This is a genomic window from Enterococcus sp. DIV1089c (assembly GCF_050530965.1).
Classification (GTDB): domain Bacteria; phylum Bacillota; class Bacilli; order Lactobacillales; family Enterococcaceae; genus Enterococcus_B; species Enterococcus_B hirae.
This window is the reverse complement of sequence record NZ_CP172888.1, coordinates 317,501-331,194: the sequence shown is the minus strand read 5'-3', so window position 1 is coordinate 331,194 and position 13,694 is coordinate 317,501. Positions and strand designations below refer to the sequence as shown.

Genomic DNA, 13,694 nt, shown 5'->3' with positions numbered 1-13,694 from the left:
AACTTAATGTTTAAAATAGCAAATGAAACACACTATCCCGACCACTAGCAATCCAATCAATACGAATCCAAGAATCAAAAGAGATCGTTTTTTTTGGCTATCGATTTTCTTGTCTTCTTTTTCAATGTCTTGATCTTCATAGGGAATACGGTGTCCTCGTACCAGCAACCGGTGACTATTGACCATATAAGGGGTACATGTTAATAATGTAACTAAATCCTGCCCTTTTTCAATCATCAGATCATCAAGAGCTGTAGGCTCAATAATTTTGATTTGATCCACTTGATACGCTAATTTACCATTCTGACTTTCGATAAAAAACAAATCGTTTTTCTCTAGTTGATCTAAATCCGTAAATAGTTTGGCTTTGGGTAATCCACGATGACTAGAAAGAACGGCATGAGTACTTTCACCCCCAACTGGATAAGAGGTTCCTGCCAATAAAGAGGCACCTTTTTCCAGAAAAAAAGAAGTCGTTTGGTCAAAAATCGGTAGTCGCACATTGATTTTCGGGATTGATAACACACCAATGGTATGTTTTTGGATCGTTGATTGTGTTACCTTCTCCGGTTCTTCTTCGGCGAATGGGTCAGAGCCTGGGGAAGAATTACTTTTTGCAAGTTCTCGATTTTTTTCTAGATATTCTTGTTGGATTTTCTCTAACTCTTCTGTCTTTTGTTGTTGTGCTTGTTGTTGGTATTTTCTAATGATTTGCTGATCCAGGTAATCATTGATACGATCACTAACAAAAGGATACATAAAAATTACGATTCCTGTGATGAATAACAAGGTCATGAAACTATCCAAATATCGCCGCTTTTTGTTACTCATTGATCGTCATCCTTTTTTGACTAGTTTTTCCTTTTAATGATGGGATTTTTTTACTTTTACAAAATAACCAATTCCCATGATTAATAAGATCGTACCAATTGTTAGGTAAAGGTAAATCCCTTTGCCACCTGTAGAAGGTAATGTTCCTTTATGCTTGTTTGGTACCTTTTCTGGTGAAATGACTTGTCCAGACAAATGATAAGATTGTTCATCGACTACAAATGAAAGGCGGTTGGTCAACTGTACATAACTTTCTGGTGCCTTGATTTCTTCTAAATAGTAGGTTCCATGAGCTAATCCAATGATGGTAATCAACCCATCTTTTTCAGTAGTAAAAACAGTCGCTTTTCCTTGCTCTTTCGTCCAATTAACGGCTTTCGTTTGAGGATCAATCAACAAATAGTTCGCCTCACTTGAATCTTGGTCTCGAACGACAAAGCTAGCACCTGCTAACGGTTGGTTTGTTGAAACCGCTCCATCAACTTTGATAAACTGCTTACCACCTGTAACTACTTCAACAGTTGGTGGTGTTTGGTCTTTCGTATAGTCGTTTTCTACATTTGCTTCATTTTGGTATCCTGTAGTTGGATTTGCTTGGTCATTCAAATACATATAATAAATAAATTTCAATGTTCCTCCAGGCGTTAAAGAAGGAATATACGCTGGATCAACTGCCACCGTAAAGCCATTTTCTTGCTCAATCACTGTATAATGACTTGGATCGATTGTTGTTTCTCCATCGTAAAGTGCATAGCCATTGGCGCCATTGACTGCATGATGAAAAGTCAATGCTGCATCGTGTTGATCGATTAAATTGAATTTCGTGTATTTGTTCATTGAACCTTCTTTATCAGCAATTCCTTCGGGAAGATTGACCTTGATTTCATACTGGATCATTTCGCCAATTGCTACATCTTTGCCATTTAATTTTGGCGTACTTTTTTCAACTTTTGATGTATCATTTTTAATCGTTTTTTCGACAGGCGTTTGATTATTTTCGGTAATTTCAAATGCTGTTTTCGTTTGACTCTCAATCAATGCGGCGTTATCTGGTGCCTTCACTTCTTCCAAAAGGTAGTGGCCAACTTCTAACCCGTAAATTTCCATCTGACCTTTTTCACTGTTTTCTTCAATGAAGTCAGCTGTTCCGATATGATACGTTTTCCCAGTCAAAAAAGATTTAGCAGCGGTTTGATCAGTTGTCCAAGTATAAAGCCCGTCTTTCACACTATGAAGGTATTTTTTTACTGCTCCTTCGGTTTTTGAAATGTTAAAGACTGCGCCATTCAATGGTTCATTTTCGGCTGTCCCCACTTTTTTGACTTGCAATACCCCATTATTAGAAACAAGATTTTTAGGATATAAATGAATCATGTCTAATTCTTCTGTACCATACTGATAAGAGCCGTCTGGTTGTTTGATCATTTCATAAACAGGAAAAGCCAATACCATATTGCCAGCTGAGACTACCCCTGCTTTCGGTTCTTCTTTGATGACATAAACCGCATCTTTTCCATTTTGAGATTTTGGCAATTCCAGTGTTACGCTTCCTTGTGCATCTGTCGTTCCCGACGTGATTGGTTCTCCAGGAGTCAGTTCTTGAACTGCTTGTTGCGCTTCTTCGACTGATTTACCATTATTTCGTTGTTCATAAAATTGATTCGTTACATTATAAACAGTAAATGATACATCTCCTAGACCTTGATATTGGTCAAACTCTGTCATCTCTTTCCCACTGTTTTGAATAACATTGGGTAAAGAAAGTGCTTTTTTCTTATGCAAGATCACTTGTGCAACTTCTTGATCGGTAGCTGCAAAGACAGGCGATTGCCCTACCCAGCTACCTAAAACAGCTGATAACACGAATAATATTCCCCAACAAATGTCGATTGCTTTCCACTCTTTTTTCATTTATTTTCACCTTTCTTTCTCCATTTCCACAGACTGATACTAACTAGTATTAGCCCAACGATGACATAAAACTGGCTATTTTTTTCATTTGTTTTAGGCAGCAAACCGAAATCTGCTTTACGATTCTTTACCTTCAAAGGATCCGCCTGTTGTCCGTTTTGCTGAAACGAATTTTTTTCAACTACAAAAGGAATTAGCTCTTCACTTTTGATATAACCTTTCGGTGACTGGATCTCTTCAAGGTAATAATTCCCGTCGGTCAACCCTCGAACTGAAAAATTCCCTGATTGGTCGGAAGTTAGTCTATACGCTCCTTCACTACTCATTCGCCAAGTAACGCCTTCCTTCGTTTGATGAAGGTATTTACCTCTTTGATTTCTTACTAGAAATACAGCGCCTTGTAGAGGTCTTTGATTTCGACTATCAATTTTCAAAAAATGCTTTCCTCCCGTACGGATGGCAGTTGATCGTTGGAGGTACTCACGTTCTGTAGTGACCGTGACGTTATTCTTCAATTCCTCGTCTGGAATTGCTGTCGCTGATACTTGCATCTGATAGGTAATCGAAAGTGGTTGTCCAACCATTTTTTGGAGTGTCTCTTTGGCCAATGTCAATTCAAAGCCATTTTGATGAGAAACCATCTTATACCCGGAATGTATTTCTTGTCCGCCAATTTTGAGTTTCCATGTATCAGGTAAGAAGAACAAATGATCATCAGCTTCATCAATGAGTTGATAGCTTTGACAGTCAGAAACAATGGTATCTACTGTATAAGTGACGATTTCACCAAACGAAACACTGGAATCTCCTTGGATCTTTTTTTCCAAAAAAGAAAGTGGAGTCGTTTCTTCGTTCTTAGGATATAAATGAATCGTCTTCAATTCTTGACCTTGCTCATTATTAATTGGGAGTACCACAACTAAATTGGCTGATTTTTCTTTGACGTTTACTGGTGTCTTCGTTTCTTGAAAAAGATACACTTGATCTCTTCCTTGTGCATCTTGCTTTGGTAATTGAAATTGAGCGATACCAGCTTCGTTACCAACGGTTTTGGTGATTTGTTCTGTTACAAACGTTCCGATCTCTTGTCCCTTTTTTGCTAACTGTTGTTGCGCTGTTGTGACATCGATCCCTTGTTCTCTCAATTGATAGAAAGAAGCTGTGACATCATAAACCGAAAAACTCACCTCATTTAGCCCCTGAGCTTCTTGGAAGAATACTTGCTCTTCACCCGTATTTTTTTGTGGATCAGGTAAATTCCCTTCCGTAAACAGAAGTTTATGCAAGATAATCTGTACCTGCTCATTCGAAGATTGGTTCGGAATATTTTGAGCCGCACTTCTTTGCGATCCAATCGTCAACAACAGCGGAATGAGGAACAAGATATACCAGATTCTTTTTTTCATTACGCCACGCCCTTTCTTTGTTTTTTGAAAAAGGCAACGAAACATGTGCTGCTTATCGCAAGGAAACCAGCTAAATAGAACCAGATACGACCCATTCCGCCAGTCTCAGGTAAAGGAACTTTGACTTGATTGGTAATCGTTAACGTAATTTGATTATTTTCGGCTCCAGCTACTAATCCACTTTCTTGTTTGGACCCATCCACGGTCACTGTTCCATCTTCCTTCACAACGATCAAGACTGGCTTTTTCAATCCTTGATACCCATCTGGTGTTTTGGTTTCTGTTAACGTGTAAGAACCAGGTTGAAGGTTTTCAAATGTAAATGTATCCGTTGATTCACCTGCTTGAGGTAGTTCGACACTTGACCCTTCTCCCTCTAGTTTAAAGCTAGCCCCTTTTAATGATTGCCCGTTATCTTGTTTTTTATAGACCGTAAGATTAAAAGGTTTGAGATGGTTTTGATGCTGTAATGTCCACTGCGGATCTACCTCAACATTTTCATGTTCATAGTGGATCGTGCCATATTGATCAATCGTCCATTCATAATTCCCGGCAATCGTATCATAGCCAACGGGTCCTTTCGTCTCTACCATTCGATATTCTCCTGGTTCCTCTACTGTAAATTGAGCCAGTCCCGTTAGTTCCGATACTTTTGTCGCTACTGTTCGATAACTATCAGCAGCATCTTTTTTCTGTAATTCAAAAGTAGCCCCTGCTAAGTGGACTTTTTCTGACCTATGAAGCGTATATTTGTGAATCGCCAAAGGAATTTTTTTGAAAGGATTTTCGATCGTTAGAAGAATCGCCTGTTCCTCGATTTTTGCGGATTGTCCGTCGATCGTTACCTTTCCTTCGGCTGATACCGCAATCTTCCAGGTGTTTTTTTGAGCAAGTTCATGTCCGTCTGGTGCCTGTACCTCTGTAAGCGTATAGGTTTCCCCTTTCATTAGTCGAACATCAGCAGGCAAGTGATAACTGCCATCTTTGTTATCGATCAAGCGGATCGTTTTAGATTGACCAGTTAATTCGAAAACTGCTCCTACAAGATTTTTTGCTCCAGATGAAGAATGTTTGGTGATGTTCAAATCAAATGGTGTAAACTTTTTAGTGTTTTTCCAAGTCGTATCGTTGACTTTAGCAGCCTCATAGCCTTCAACGGTCATTTCGTTACTTGCTTGATAGTTAAACGCTTGTCCTTGGTTATTAAATTTTGGCAACATCATGTTTTCTTGATAGTCAGTGCCATTACTTGCTGAGAGTAACTTGATGTTTTCACGTCTCCAAGTTCCCTCGGTATCATTAGTTGGTTTATTTAACTGGATAAATCCAGTTTGCCAACTATTTTTATCTGTTGTTGGCGTTCGTTTTATTTCATAAGTGATGTGATCTGGTCGTAGGCTAGTATCATGATCATATTCTTCCCATTCTTTTGTGAAAGACAATGTTACGCCTGGTGCTTTTGCGGAAGGAACGCCAAATTCAACAATTGTTGAAGCATCCGCCGTCGGTTGCAAGGTTGTTTTTTCATTCATTTGGTACCATACATCGGGTTTAAACGTTTTACTTTCAGTTTGGATTCGTACCTGATAATGGATTTGGATTTCCTGATCTTTCCCTAAATATAGTTGATTGCTTTGGATCGTTGAACCAGAAATACCAATCGTAGGCATTACTGCGACAGCATTTTTCCCTACATCTTTGATCGTGAGGGTATTTTCTTCGTAAACAAAGGGTTGAGCAATCGGATCAATCACTTTTCCATTACTGATGGTTCCAGCAATATGGACCGCTTTTTTCGCTAAATAATCAGAAATATCTGTGGCACGATCAGCCGATTCGTAATAGAATTGACCAGATTCATCCGTTGATACCATTTTCTTCATATTTATTTCCACATCAGCTTTTGATAAGCCAGCTGGAATATCTGATTGCAATTGGATTCCTAAGCCATGGATCTTGATTCCTCGTTCTTTCAACGCTAATGCTTCGCCAATCGTCGCTATAAACGTACTCCGAATTTGCTTCTCTCGATTGTTTTGATCGGGAACATCGTAATATCTACTCAAAAGAGAAGTATTTCCGGCTCCTTCTCGTACATCGCTAAATTCAGTTCCATAATAACTACCATCTTGTTCTGTAAACACTTTGTTCACGTGATAGGAGTAGGTTGGCACACCATCCGTTAATAACACAATCACTTTTTCATGATTATTTTGTTCAGCCAACATCTCACCAGCTTCTCTCAACGCTTTTTGAGTAAAGGTTCCCCCTTGTGTCGTTGAAGGAGTGATCGCTTTAATCTGATTTTTTACAGAATTGAATGAACTTAGTGGGATTGAACCGTTGTTATAACCCACACTAGAATACCCAATATAGCCAAGATTGATTTTTTCAGCTATACCACTATGGTCAAGGGTATCTACAAAACTATTGACCCCTCGTTTCACTTCTGCCAAACGATTGTCTTCATTCATACTGCCTGACCAATCAACTACTAATACAACGTCTACAGGTGAAAACTCTTTTTGAACGTTCCCACGTACATTTAAAAAAACATCGTATAATCCTGGTGTAGCCGTTTCTCGTGCATATTTACGAATAGCATAAGAGGATTCTTCTCCTGTTCCCCCGTATTCAATATAAGAATTTGACCGATTAGATGGGTCGCCATTCCATGACGTCACACCATCCCACTGACCATTTTGATTTCCTTGATGATTGAGAACCGTTTCGTTTCCTGTCGGCTGCCACGCTGCTTGTGGGTAGACCCCAGTAGAATCGTTGGTATAATTTGGTACGATAGGTGTGACAATTTGTTTATTATTTCCAGCAGAAAAGAAAGCGGGAAATTCAAACGGACGTACAACCTCTTCTTTTGTCTCTTCTTCAAGATCTTGTTCCTTTGCTTGCTGTTCTTCATTTCCTCTTTCTGTTGATTCCTTTGTGTCTGCTTCGTTAGATTTAGTCGATTGCTCCGTTGTTTCCAGCGAAGTTTCCTTATTACTTTGTTGCTCTAATGTATTATTTTCCAGAAACTTAAATGATTCCTTCACAATCGGCGTGAGTGCTTTTCCTTGCTCATTTTCTGCCGTTTGTTGTTCCACTAAAACTTCTACGTCAACTGACTGATTCTGCTTGATGCCTGCAAAAATCCACTTCTCGTGATACTCTTGCTTGAAAAATTGGCTAGTTGTGAGCCATTTTCCACTAGTTTCATTAAGGTATTCCGTATATTCAGTTGTTGGAATTGGTAGAAGCATTTCTTTTGTTTCTGAATCAATAACCCGTACCAAGTATCTATGTCCTTGGTCATTCTCAGAAAGCCCTAATTCGATGGTCAATTGTTCCGCAGATTGATGAGCTTGGACTTGGCCATATTCATTAGCCATTATTTCCATAGTAGCCTCATTACTTGCTTCGACAAGTTTCCTATTCTGAAAGAAAAAATTGAGTACAACAATGATTCCTAAAGACCCTAACAAAAAGAATAATTGTTTCTTTCTCATAGATATCCTCCTTAAAAATTATTTAAAATTCAGTTAGATAATATAAAAAAAGAGAAAAAACCTCTATTTTTTCTCTTTTTATTCTCATTCAATTTTTAAGTGGATTTTTTAGTTATATTAAATCTATAGAAGATATGTAAGTAAAAAATATATCTATAAACGTTCTGTTATTTTTATATAATGATGTAGTTTATATTTTCAAAATAACTGATCGAATAGACTTGGTTTTGAAACACTGACTTTCTTCTCATTTCTACAATTACTGAAAAAATATAAAAATCTGAGATACATATTTACAAGATGATAAAAATGAGTTAATAATAATAATACTAAATTAGAAAAGATGGTGATTTATTGATCGAGCAATTATTGTTAGATGATCATTCGCGAGGAAAATTAGCTGTTTATGGTCAACTATTGACGTTATCTCCAGGAGAGCACTTGATCGATAACCTAAGAGAAAACTTAGAAACAACAATCAGTATGGTTAAACTAAAAAAAATCCTTGTTTCTATTCAAGAAGACTTGGCAAAGATAAGTAATAAACAATTATTAACGGCTAAAAATAAGTTGATCATTCGTGAAAGAATGATCCATTACAATCAATATCAAAATTTTTTAACCACACAAAGTATCCCTTATCAGTTATTGCTTAGTATCATCAAGAAGCAAGATGAAGATCTTGCTTCTTTTTGTCAACGCAACTATATTAGCCGTTCCACTTGTTTTCGCCAAACCAAAAAATTAGCGCAGTATTTTAAAGACTATCATATCACTTTGAACTTAACGAACTTAACACTAACAGGTTCGGAAATGCTGATCCGGATTATGTTTTTTAACTTTTTTTGGTTTGTTTCATTAGGTGAAAGTCTAGATGATCTCTATTTTAGCGATGATTTAAAAGCACTATTTGAGTTATACGAAGCGGAACACCTGAAAGATAAATATGCAATCGGCAAGAAGCAAGCTATGCTCCATTGTAAAATCAATCTTTTACGAATTAAAGAGGGTCATTTCACTGATATTTATGAATTAACTCCCACTTCTTTTATCCCTAGTGGAACAGATCTTGAATTTTTTTATGATTTCTTTCAACTTGCTAATTTGAAGCTCGATATTTTAGAAATCAATTCCCTTTTTTATTTGTTCTATTATTGGCCTTTTCTAAATTCCAAATCAGATGTCCAATTACCAATCGTGGAACATTCTTATCTGCAGGCGAACAACCATTTAAAAAAAGTCTTGGAAGAGTTTGAAACGCATTGTCAAAAATATATTAGTAATTTCAACTTTCATGAAGAGCCTTCCCTTCATGCGAATATCTACCTTTCATTGTTGAATTTTACTGTATTCAAACAAAAAATCCCTTTAACAACCTTTTTTATTTCTACGTATATCCAAAAGAAATATCCTATGATCCAAATTTTAGCTACTAAAATCGAAAGTTATTGGAAAAAGATTGCGAATCGTAAAAACTTCCTTTGGTTAAAAAATTGTAGTAGTGAATTAGCTTTCATCCAAGCTTGTTTACTTTATCCGTATTATACCAAGATGGAAGAAGACTATAAATTGAAAGTTGGCTTTATCAACGTTTCAGAATACTTGATCACTTATGAGATATTTAATCTAGGTGAAAAGATTCCTTTTATCGAGATTGAAAAAGCCCATCTGCCACTCACGAAACAGTATGATTTTTTTATTATTGGTTCACCCTTGTTTATTCCTCCAGAGCTAGACCCAGCAAAATATGCGGTCATTGATTTTTGTCGTTACAATGATTTTGAAACGGCATTGTATCAACGACTTTCACATGCCCACCATGAAAAATTAAAAAAACAGCTATAAATAAAGGCTTTTGCTCAAGTATCCTACTGGATCTTGAACAAAAGCCTTTATTGTTATTTTGATGCACGTTTTACGTATGTGCCTTCTGTTGTATTGATTTCAAGTAGTTCATCTGTTTCGATGAAGTCTGGAACGTTAACGACTAAACCTGTTTCCATTGTAGCTGGTTTACCAGAACCAGTCACGGTTGCTCCTTTAATTGAAGGTTGTGTTTCAACAACACGCAAAACAACCGTTGTTGGAAGTTGAACACCAATCACTTCGCTGCCGAAGAATTGAATTTTTACTTCCATATTTTCTAAAATATATTTCATTTCTTCTTCTACAGTCTCTACTGGAATTTCATATTGTTCATATGTTTCAAGATCCATAAAGAATGCTGTGTCGTCCATTGTATATAAATATTGTACTGGTTTCGTATCAATATGTGCTTTTTCAAACTTTTCTTCTGGTCGGAAAGTTGTGTCATATGTTGCTCCTGAACGAACATCTTTTAGTTTCATACGCATCACAGTGTTTCCTTTACCAGGTTTGTGGTGGCTTGCGTCTAAAACTTTAATTAATTTACCGTCTTGAACAAATGTCATACCGGCTCTTAAATCACTTGCTGAGATCATTATTTTTGCTCCTTCTTAACTTAATCATAATCAACTTTATTGTATCAGACAACCGCTTAGAAAACTAGGGAATTATCTATTTTTAAGTTTTACTCTTTGACTTTCTCGTTTAATCATGCTATTTTTAATGAAATTCATTTTTGGAGGGACTTCACATGACAAACAGCAAATCAAAACAAATGAATATTTGTTGTTGTATGGTGCATAAAAGCAGCATACGATTTGTCATGTCTATTAATAGCCCTTCATAAATTGGTATTGCCTTCTTCCGTTTTCCAATACTTATTTCATGATTTTTTCAAGGAGCTGATTTAATAGTCAGCTCCTTTTTATATTCTATTTTTTTAGGAGGGAATTATGATCATTACAACAATCACCGAAGCAATTGGATCCACCCCGTTTTTTAAATTTACTGCTAAAGATTATCCTATGCCCCAACATTCAGCTATTTATGCGAAATTAGAGTATTTGAACCCCGGCGGAAGTATCAAAGATCGACTCGGTCATTATCTGATCCAACAAGGGATTCAAACCGGACAGATCACAAAAGAGACAACAATTATTGAACCTACTGCTGGTAATACTGGAATTGGTTTAGCATTAACTGCTTTAAGTTATTCTATCAAAACAATCTTTGTTGTTCCTGAAAAATTCAGTATGGAAAAACAACAAGTGATGAAAGCATTAGGCGCAACAATCATCCACACACCAAGTGAACTGGGCATCGTTGGTGCGATTGAAAAAAGTAAAGAATTAGCGAAAACCATTCCTCACAGCTTTCTACCAATGCAATTTGAGAATTGGGCGAATCCCATGGCCTATTATCAGACGATCGGACCGGAAATTAGTCAAGAACTTACAAAACCAATCACTAGCTTTGTAGCGGGGATTGGTAGTGGCGGTACGTTTGCGGGCACCGCTAAATATTTAAAGGAACAAAATGCAGACATTCGTTTAATTGGTGTCGAACCAGAAGGCTCAATTTTGAATGGTGGTACTGCTCATAGTCACAAGATCGAGGGAATTGGCGTTGAATTTACCCCACCATTTCTTTCTGGAATCACCATAGATGGTTTTGAAACGATTTCTGATCAAGAAGGCTTTGCTTACACGAAGCAACTAGCCAAGCAACAAGGAATACTAGTTGGCAGTTCTAGCGGCGCTGCTTTTGCGGCAGCCTTACATGAAGTCCAACGATTACCTTTAGGAAGTTCAGTGGTAACTATTTTCCCAGATGGAGCAGACCGTTATTTATCAAAAGGAATCTATTCATAAAACAAATAGTCGTTTTGACCGAAATACAGATATAAAAAATTAGGAGGAACAAATAATGCATATTCAAACAAAACTAATACATGGCGGAATCAGTGAAGACCCTACTACTGGAGCAGTTAGTGTTCCGATCTATCAAACATCCACTTATCGACAAAATAGCGTGGGAAATCCCAAGCAATATGAATATTCTCGTTCTGGGAATCCCACACGTTTTGCCCTTGAAGAATTGATTGCTGAGTTGGAAGGTGGAATCAAAGGATTTGCTTTTGCCTCTGGATTAGCCGGTATTCATGCAGTCTTCTCTCTTTTTCAATCAGGAGACCACATTTTATTAGGTGATGATGTTTATGGTGGTACTTTTCGACTCTTTGATCAAGTCCTAACCAAAAGTGGTCTGGAATATACAATTGTCGATACGAGTGATTTGGCACAAGTAGAGCAAGCCATTCAACCCAATACAAAAGCACTTTATTTAGAAACTCCAAGTAACCCGTTATTAAAAATCACTGATCTCCAAAAAAATAGTCAACTAGCAAAAAAACACCAACTGATAACAATTGTTGATAATACTTTTGCCACCCCTTATTTCCAGAGACCACTTGACTTAGGGGCAGATATCGTCTTGCACAGCGGGACAAAATATCTCGGAGGACACAGTGATCTCGTAGCAGGTTTGGTTACTACAAATAATGAAACCTTAGCGGATGCTATCGGCTATTATCAAAATGCCATTGGCGGTGTATTAGGGCCACAAGACAGCTGGCTACTTCAAAGAGGAATCAAAACATTAAGTGTACGAATGGCAGAACATCAAAAAAATGCTTTTGCGGTCGCACACTTCTTAAAAGAACGCCCTGAAGTTGAACAAGTCTTTTATCCTGGTTTGGTCGCTCATAAAAATCATGAAATTGCGCAAGCACAAATGAGTGGTTATAGTGGCATGGTTTCTTTTACACTAAAAAATGAACAGGCTGCGATTCCTTTCGTTGAATCTCTCCGATTGTTTATTTTGGCAGAAAGCTTAGGTGGTGTGGAAAGTTTAGTCGAACTTCCCGCAGTGATGACTCATGCTTCCGTTCCTAAAGAAAAAAGGGAAAAAGCAGGTATCAAAGATGGATTGATCCGCTTATCCCTGGGAATTGAGTATGAGGATGATCTTATTGAAGATTTAACTCAAGCATTTCAGCAATTAAAAGAAAATTAGCGAATGAAAGAAAAGATAAATTTCATTTCAGATTGCTACACCTACAAAGCAATAAGTGTTAGAATCTAATTGGAAGCACTGTGTTTATCGAAGTTTCTTCTAGTAGATGTGTACTTGATTCCGATAAACAAAAATGATTACCAATAGTTAGGAGCCTTAAGTCATGAAAATGAACGTAGAAAGTTTTAATCTTGATCACACAAAAGTAAAAGCACCTTATATCAGAGTAGCTGATAAAAAAACTGGGGAACACGGCGATGTCATTATCAAATATGATGTTCGCTTCAAACAACCTAATAAAGAGCATATGGATATGCCAAGTTTACATTCTTTAGAGCATTTAACTGCAGAATTGATCCGTAACCATGCTGATTATATTGTTGACTGGTCACCAATGGGTTGCCAAACAGGTTTTTACTTAACTGTTTTGAACCATGAAAGTTACGAAGATATTTTAGATGTTTTAGAACAAACAATGAAAGATGTACTTGAAGCGACGGAAGTCCCTGCAAGCAACGAGACGCAATGTGGCTGGGCAGCTAGCCATACATTGGAAGGTGCGCAAGCACTCGCTCGTGAATTCTTAGAAAAACGTGATGAATGGTCTCAAGTAGAAGCATAATTGACATAGCTATTGAGAAATCCATATATTCTCAGATATGTCATTTCAATGTTCTATAACAAATCGTTTCCTTATAAGCGATAAGCGAAACTTTTGACAAATAGTTACAAAATAACCATATTTATCAGTAGAAGATAATTTTTAGCTAAGCTCTAAACGAAAACAAATGATTTTGTTTGATGTTTGGAGCTTTTAAACTATCCTGAGGAGGAAAGATGATGAGTATTTATAATTTTATGGTTACTTTAGAAGATGGAACCTCTTATTCATTAGATAAGTACAAGAATCAACCGATGATCATCGTGAATACCGCAACGAAATGTGGGTTAGCTCCGCAATTCGAGCAATTAGAAGAACTTTATGAGCGTTATCAATCTCAAGGATTAATTATATTAGGTTTTCCTTCTAACCAATTCAAACAAGAAGTTGCTTCTGCCAGCGATGCCGCTCAAGCCTGTCGAAATACCTATGGCGTTA

The 13,694-nt window shown here is 37.1% G+C and carries 10 protein-coding genes (1 of these 10 cut by a window edge); 5 read left to right on the top strand and 5 right to left on the bottom strand.

All coding sequences use genetic code 11. The annotated features are described in order from the left end of the window. Positions 1-3: 3 nt before the first annotated feature. From IGL30_RS01550 to IGL30_RS01535, 4 genes are read right to left on the bottom strand one after another with little or no spacing between them, the layout of a single operon-like run. Entirely contained in the window at positions 4-831 is an 828-nt protein-coding gene (locus IGL30_RS01550) for a class C sortase (RefSeq protein ID WP_123875101.1), read from the bottom strand. 33 nt (positions 832-864) lie between these two features. After that, positions 865-2,742, bottom strand: coding sequence for a SpaH/EbpB family LPXTG-anchored major pilin (locus tag IGL30_RS01545; protein WP_123875102.1), 1,878 nt, complete (start codon positions 2,740-2,742; stop codon positions 865-867). Then, positions 2,739-4,148 (bottom strand): SpaH/EbpB family LPXTG-anchored major pilin, encoded by a 1,410-nt coding sequence (locus tag IGL30_RS01540; protein WP_034866076.1) that lies wholly within the window; start codon positions 4,146-4,148, stop codon positions 2,739-2,741. The genes IGL30_RS01545 and IGL30_RS01540 overlap by 4 nt, the downstream gene beginning before the upstream one ends. Further along, complete coding sequence (locus IGL30_RS01535) at positions 4,148-7,654, bottom strand: SpaA isopeptide-forming pilin-related protein (RefSeq protein WP_409541707.1); 3,507 nt, start codon at positions 7,652-7,654, stop codon at positions 4,148-4,150. The genes IGL30_RS01540 and IGL30_RS01535 overlap by 1 nt, the downstream gene beginning before the upstream one ends. A 354-nt stretch (positions 7,655-8,008) precedes the next feature. Between IGL30_RS01535 and IGL30_RS01530 the strand changes: the two genes are divergently transcribed. Then, complete coding sequence (locus tag IGL30_RS01530) at positions 8,009-9,499, top strand: helix-turn-helix domain-containing protein (protein WP_430618467.1); 1,491 nt, start codon at positions 8,009-8,011, stop codon at positions 9,497-9,499. Positions 9,500-9,552: 53 nt separating this feature from the next. Here the strand turns inward: IGL30_RS01530 and efp are convergent, their stop codons facing one another. Then, positions 9,553-10,116: an elongation factor P gene (gene efp / locus IGL30_RS01525; RefSeq protein ID WP_010720208.1), complete on the bottom strand. Its 564-nt coding sequence runs from the start codon at positions 10,114-10,116 to the stop codon at positions 9,553-9,555. 357 nt (positions 10,117-10,473) lie between these two features. Between efp and IGL30_RS01520 the strand changes: the two genes are divergently transcribed. The 4 genes from IGL30_RS01520 to IGL30_RS01505 form a co-directional block, all read left to right on the top strand. Continuing rightward, positions 10,474-11,391 carry a PLP-dependent cysteine synthase family protein gene (locus IGL30_RS01520; RefSeq protein ID WP_430618465.1) on the top strand — a complete coding sequence of 306 codons (918 nt, stop codon included), beginning with the start codon at positions 10,474-10,476 and terminating at the stop codon, positions 11,389-11,391. Between the two features lie 55 nt (positions 11,392-11,446). Beyond that, positions 11,447-12,595 (top strand): cystathionine gamma-synthase, encoded by a 1,149-nt coding sequence (locus IGL30_RS01515; protein ID WP_430618463.1) that lies wholly within the window; start codon positions 11,447-11,449, stop codon positions 12,593-12,595. A gap of 163 nt (positions 12,596-12,758) precedes the next feature. After that, positions 12,759-13,217 carry an S-ribosylhomocysteine lyase gene (locus tag IGL30_RS01510; RefSeq protein WP_010720211.1) on the top strand — a complete coding sequence of 153 codons (459 nt, stop codon included), beginning with the start codon at positions 12,759-12,761 and terminating at the stop codon, positions 13,215-13,217. A 218-nt stretch (positions 13,218-13,435) separates the two neighbouring features. After that, positions 13,436-13,694: the 5' portion of a glutathione peroxidase gene (locus IGL30_RS01505; RefSeq protein ID WP_123875106.1), read on the top strand. 212 nt of this gene lie beyond the right edge of the window; only the first 259 of its 471 coding nucleotides appear in the window; its start codon is at positions 13,436-13,438; its stop codon lies off the right edge, out of view.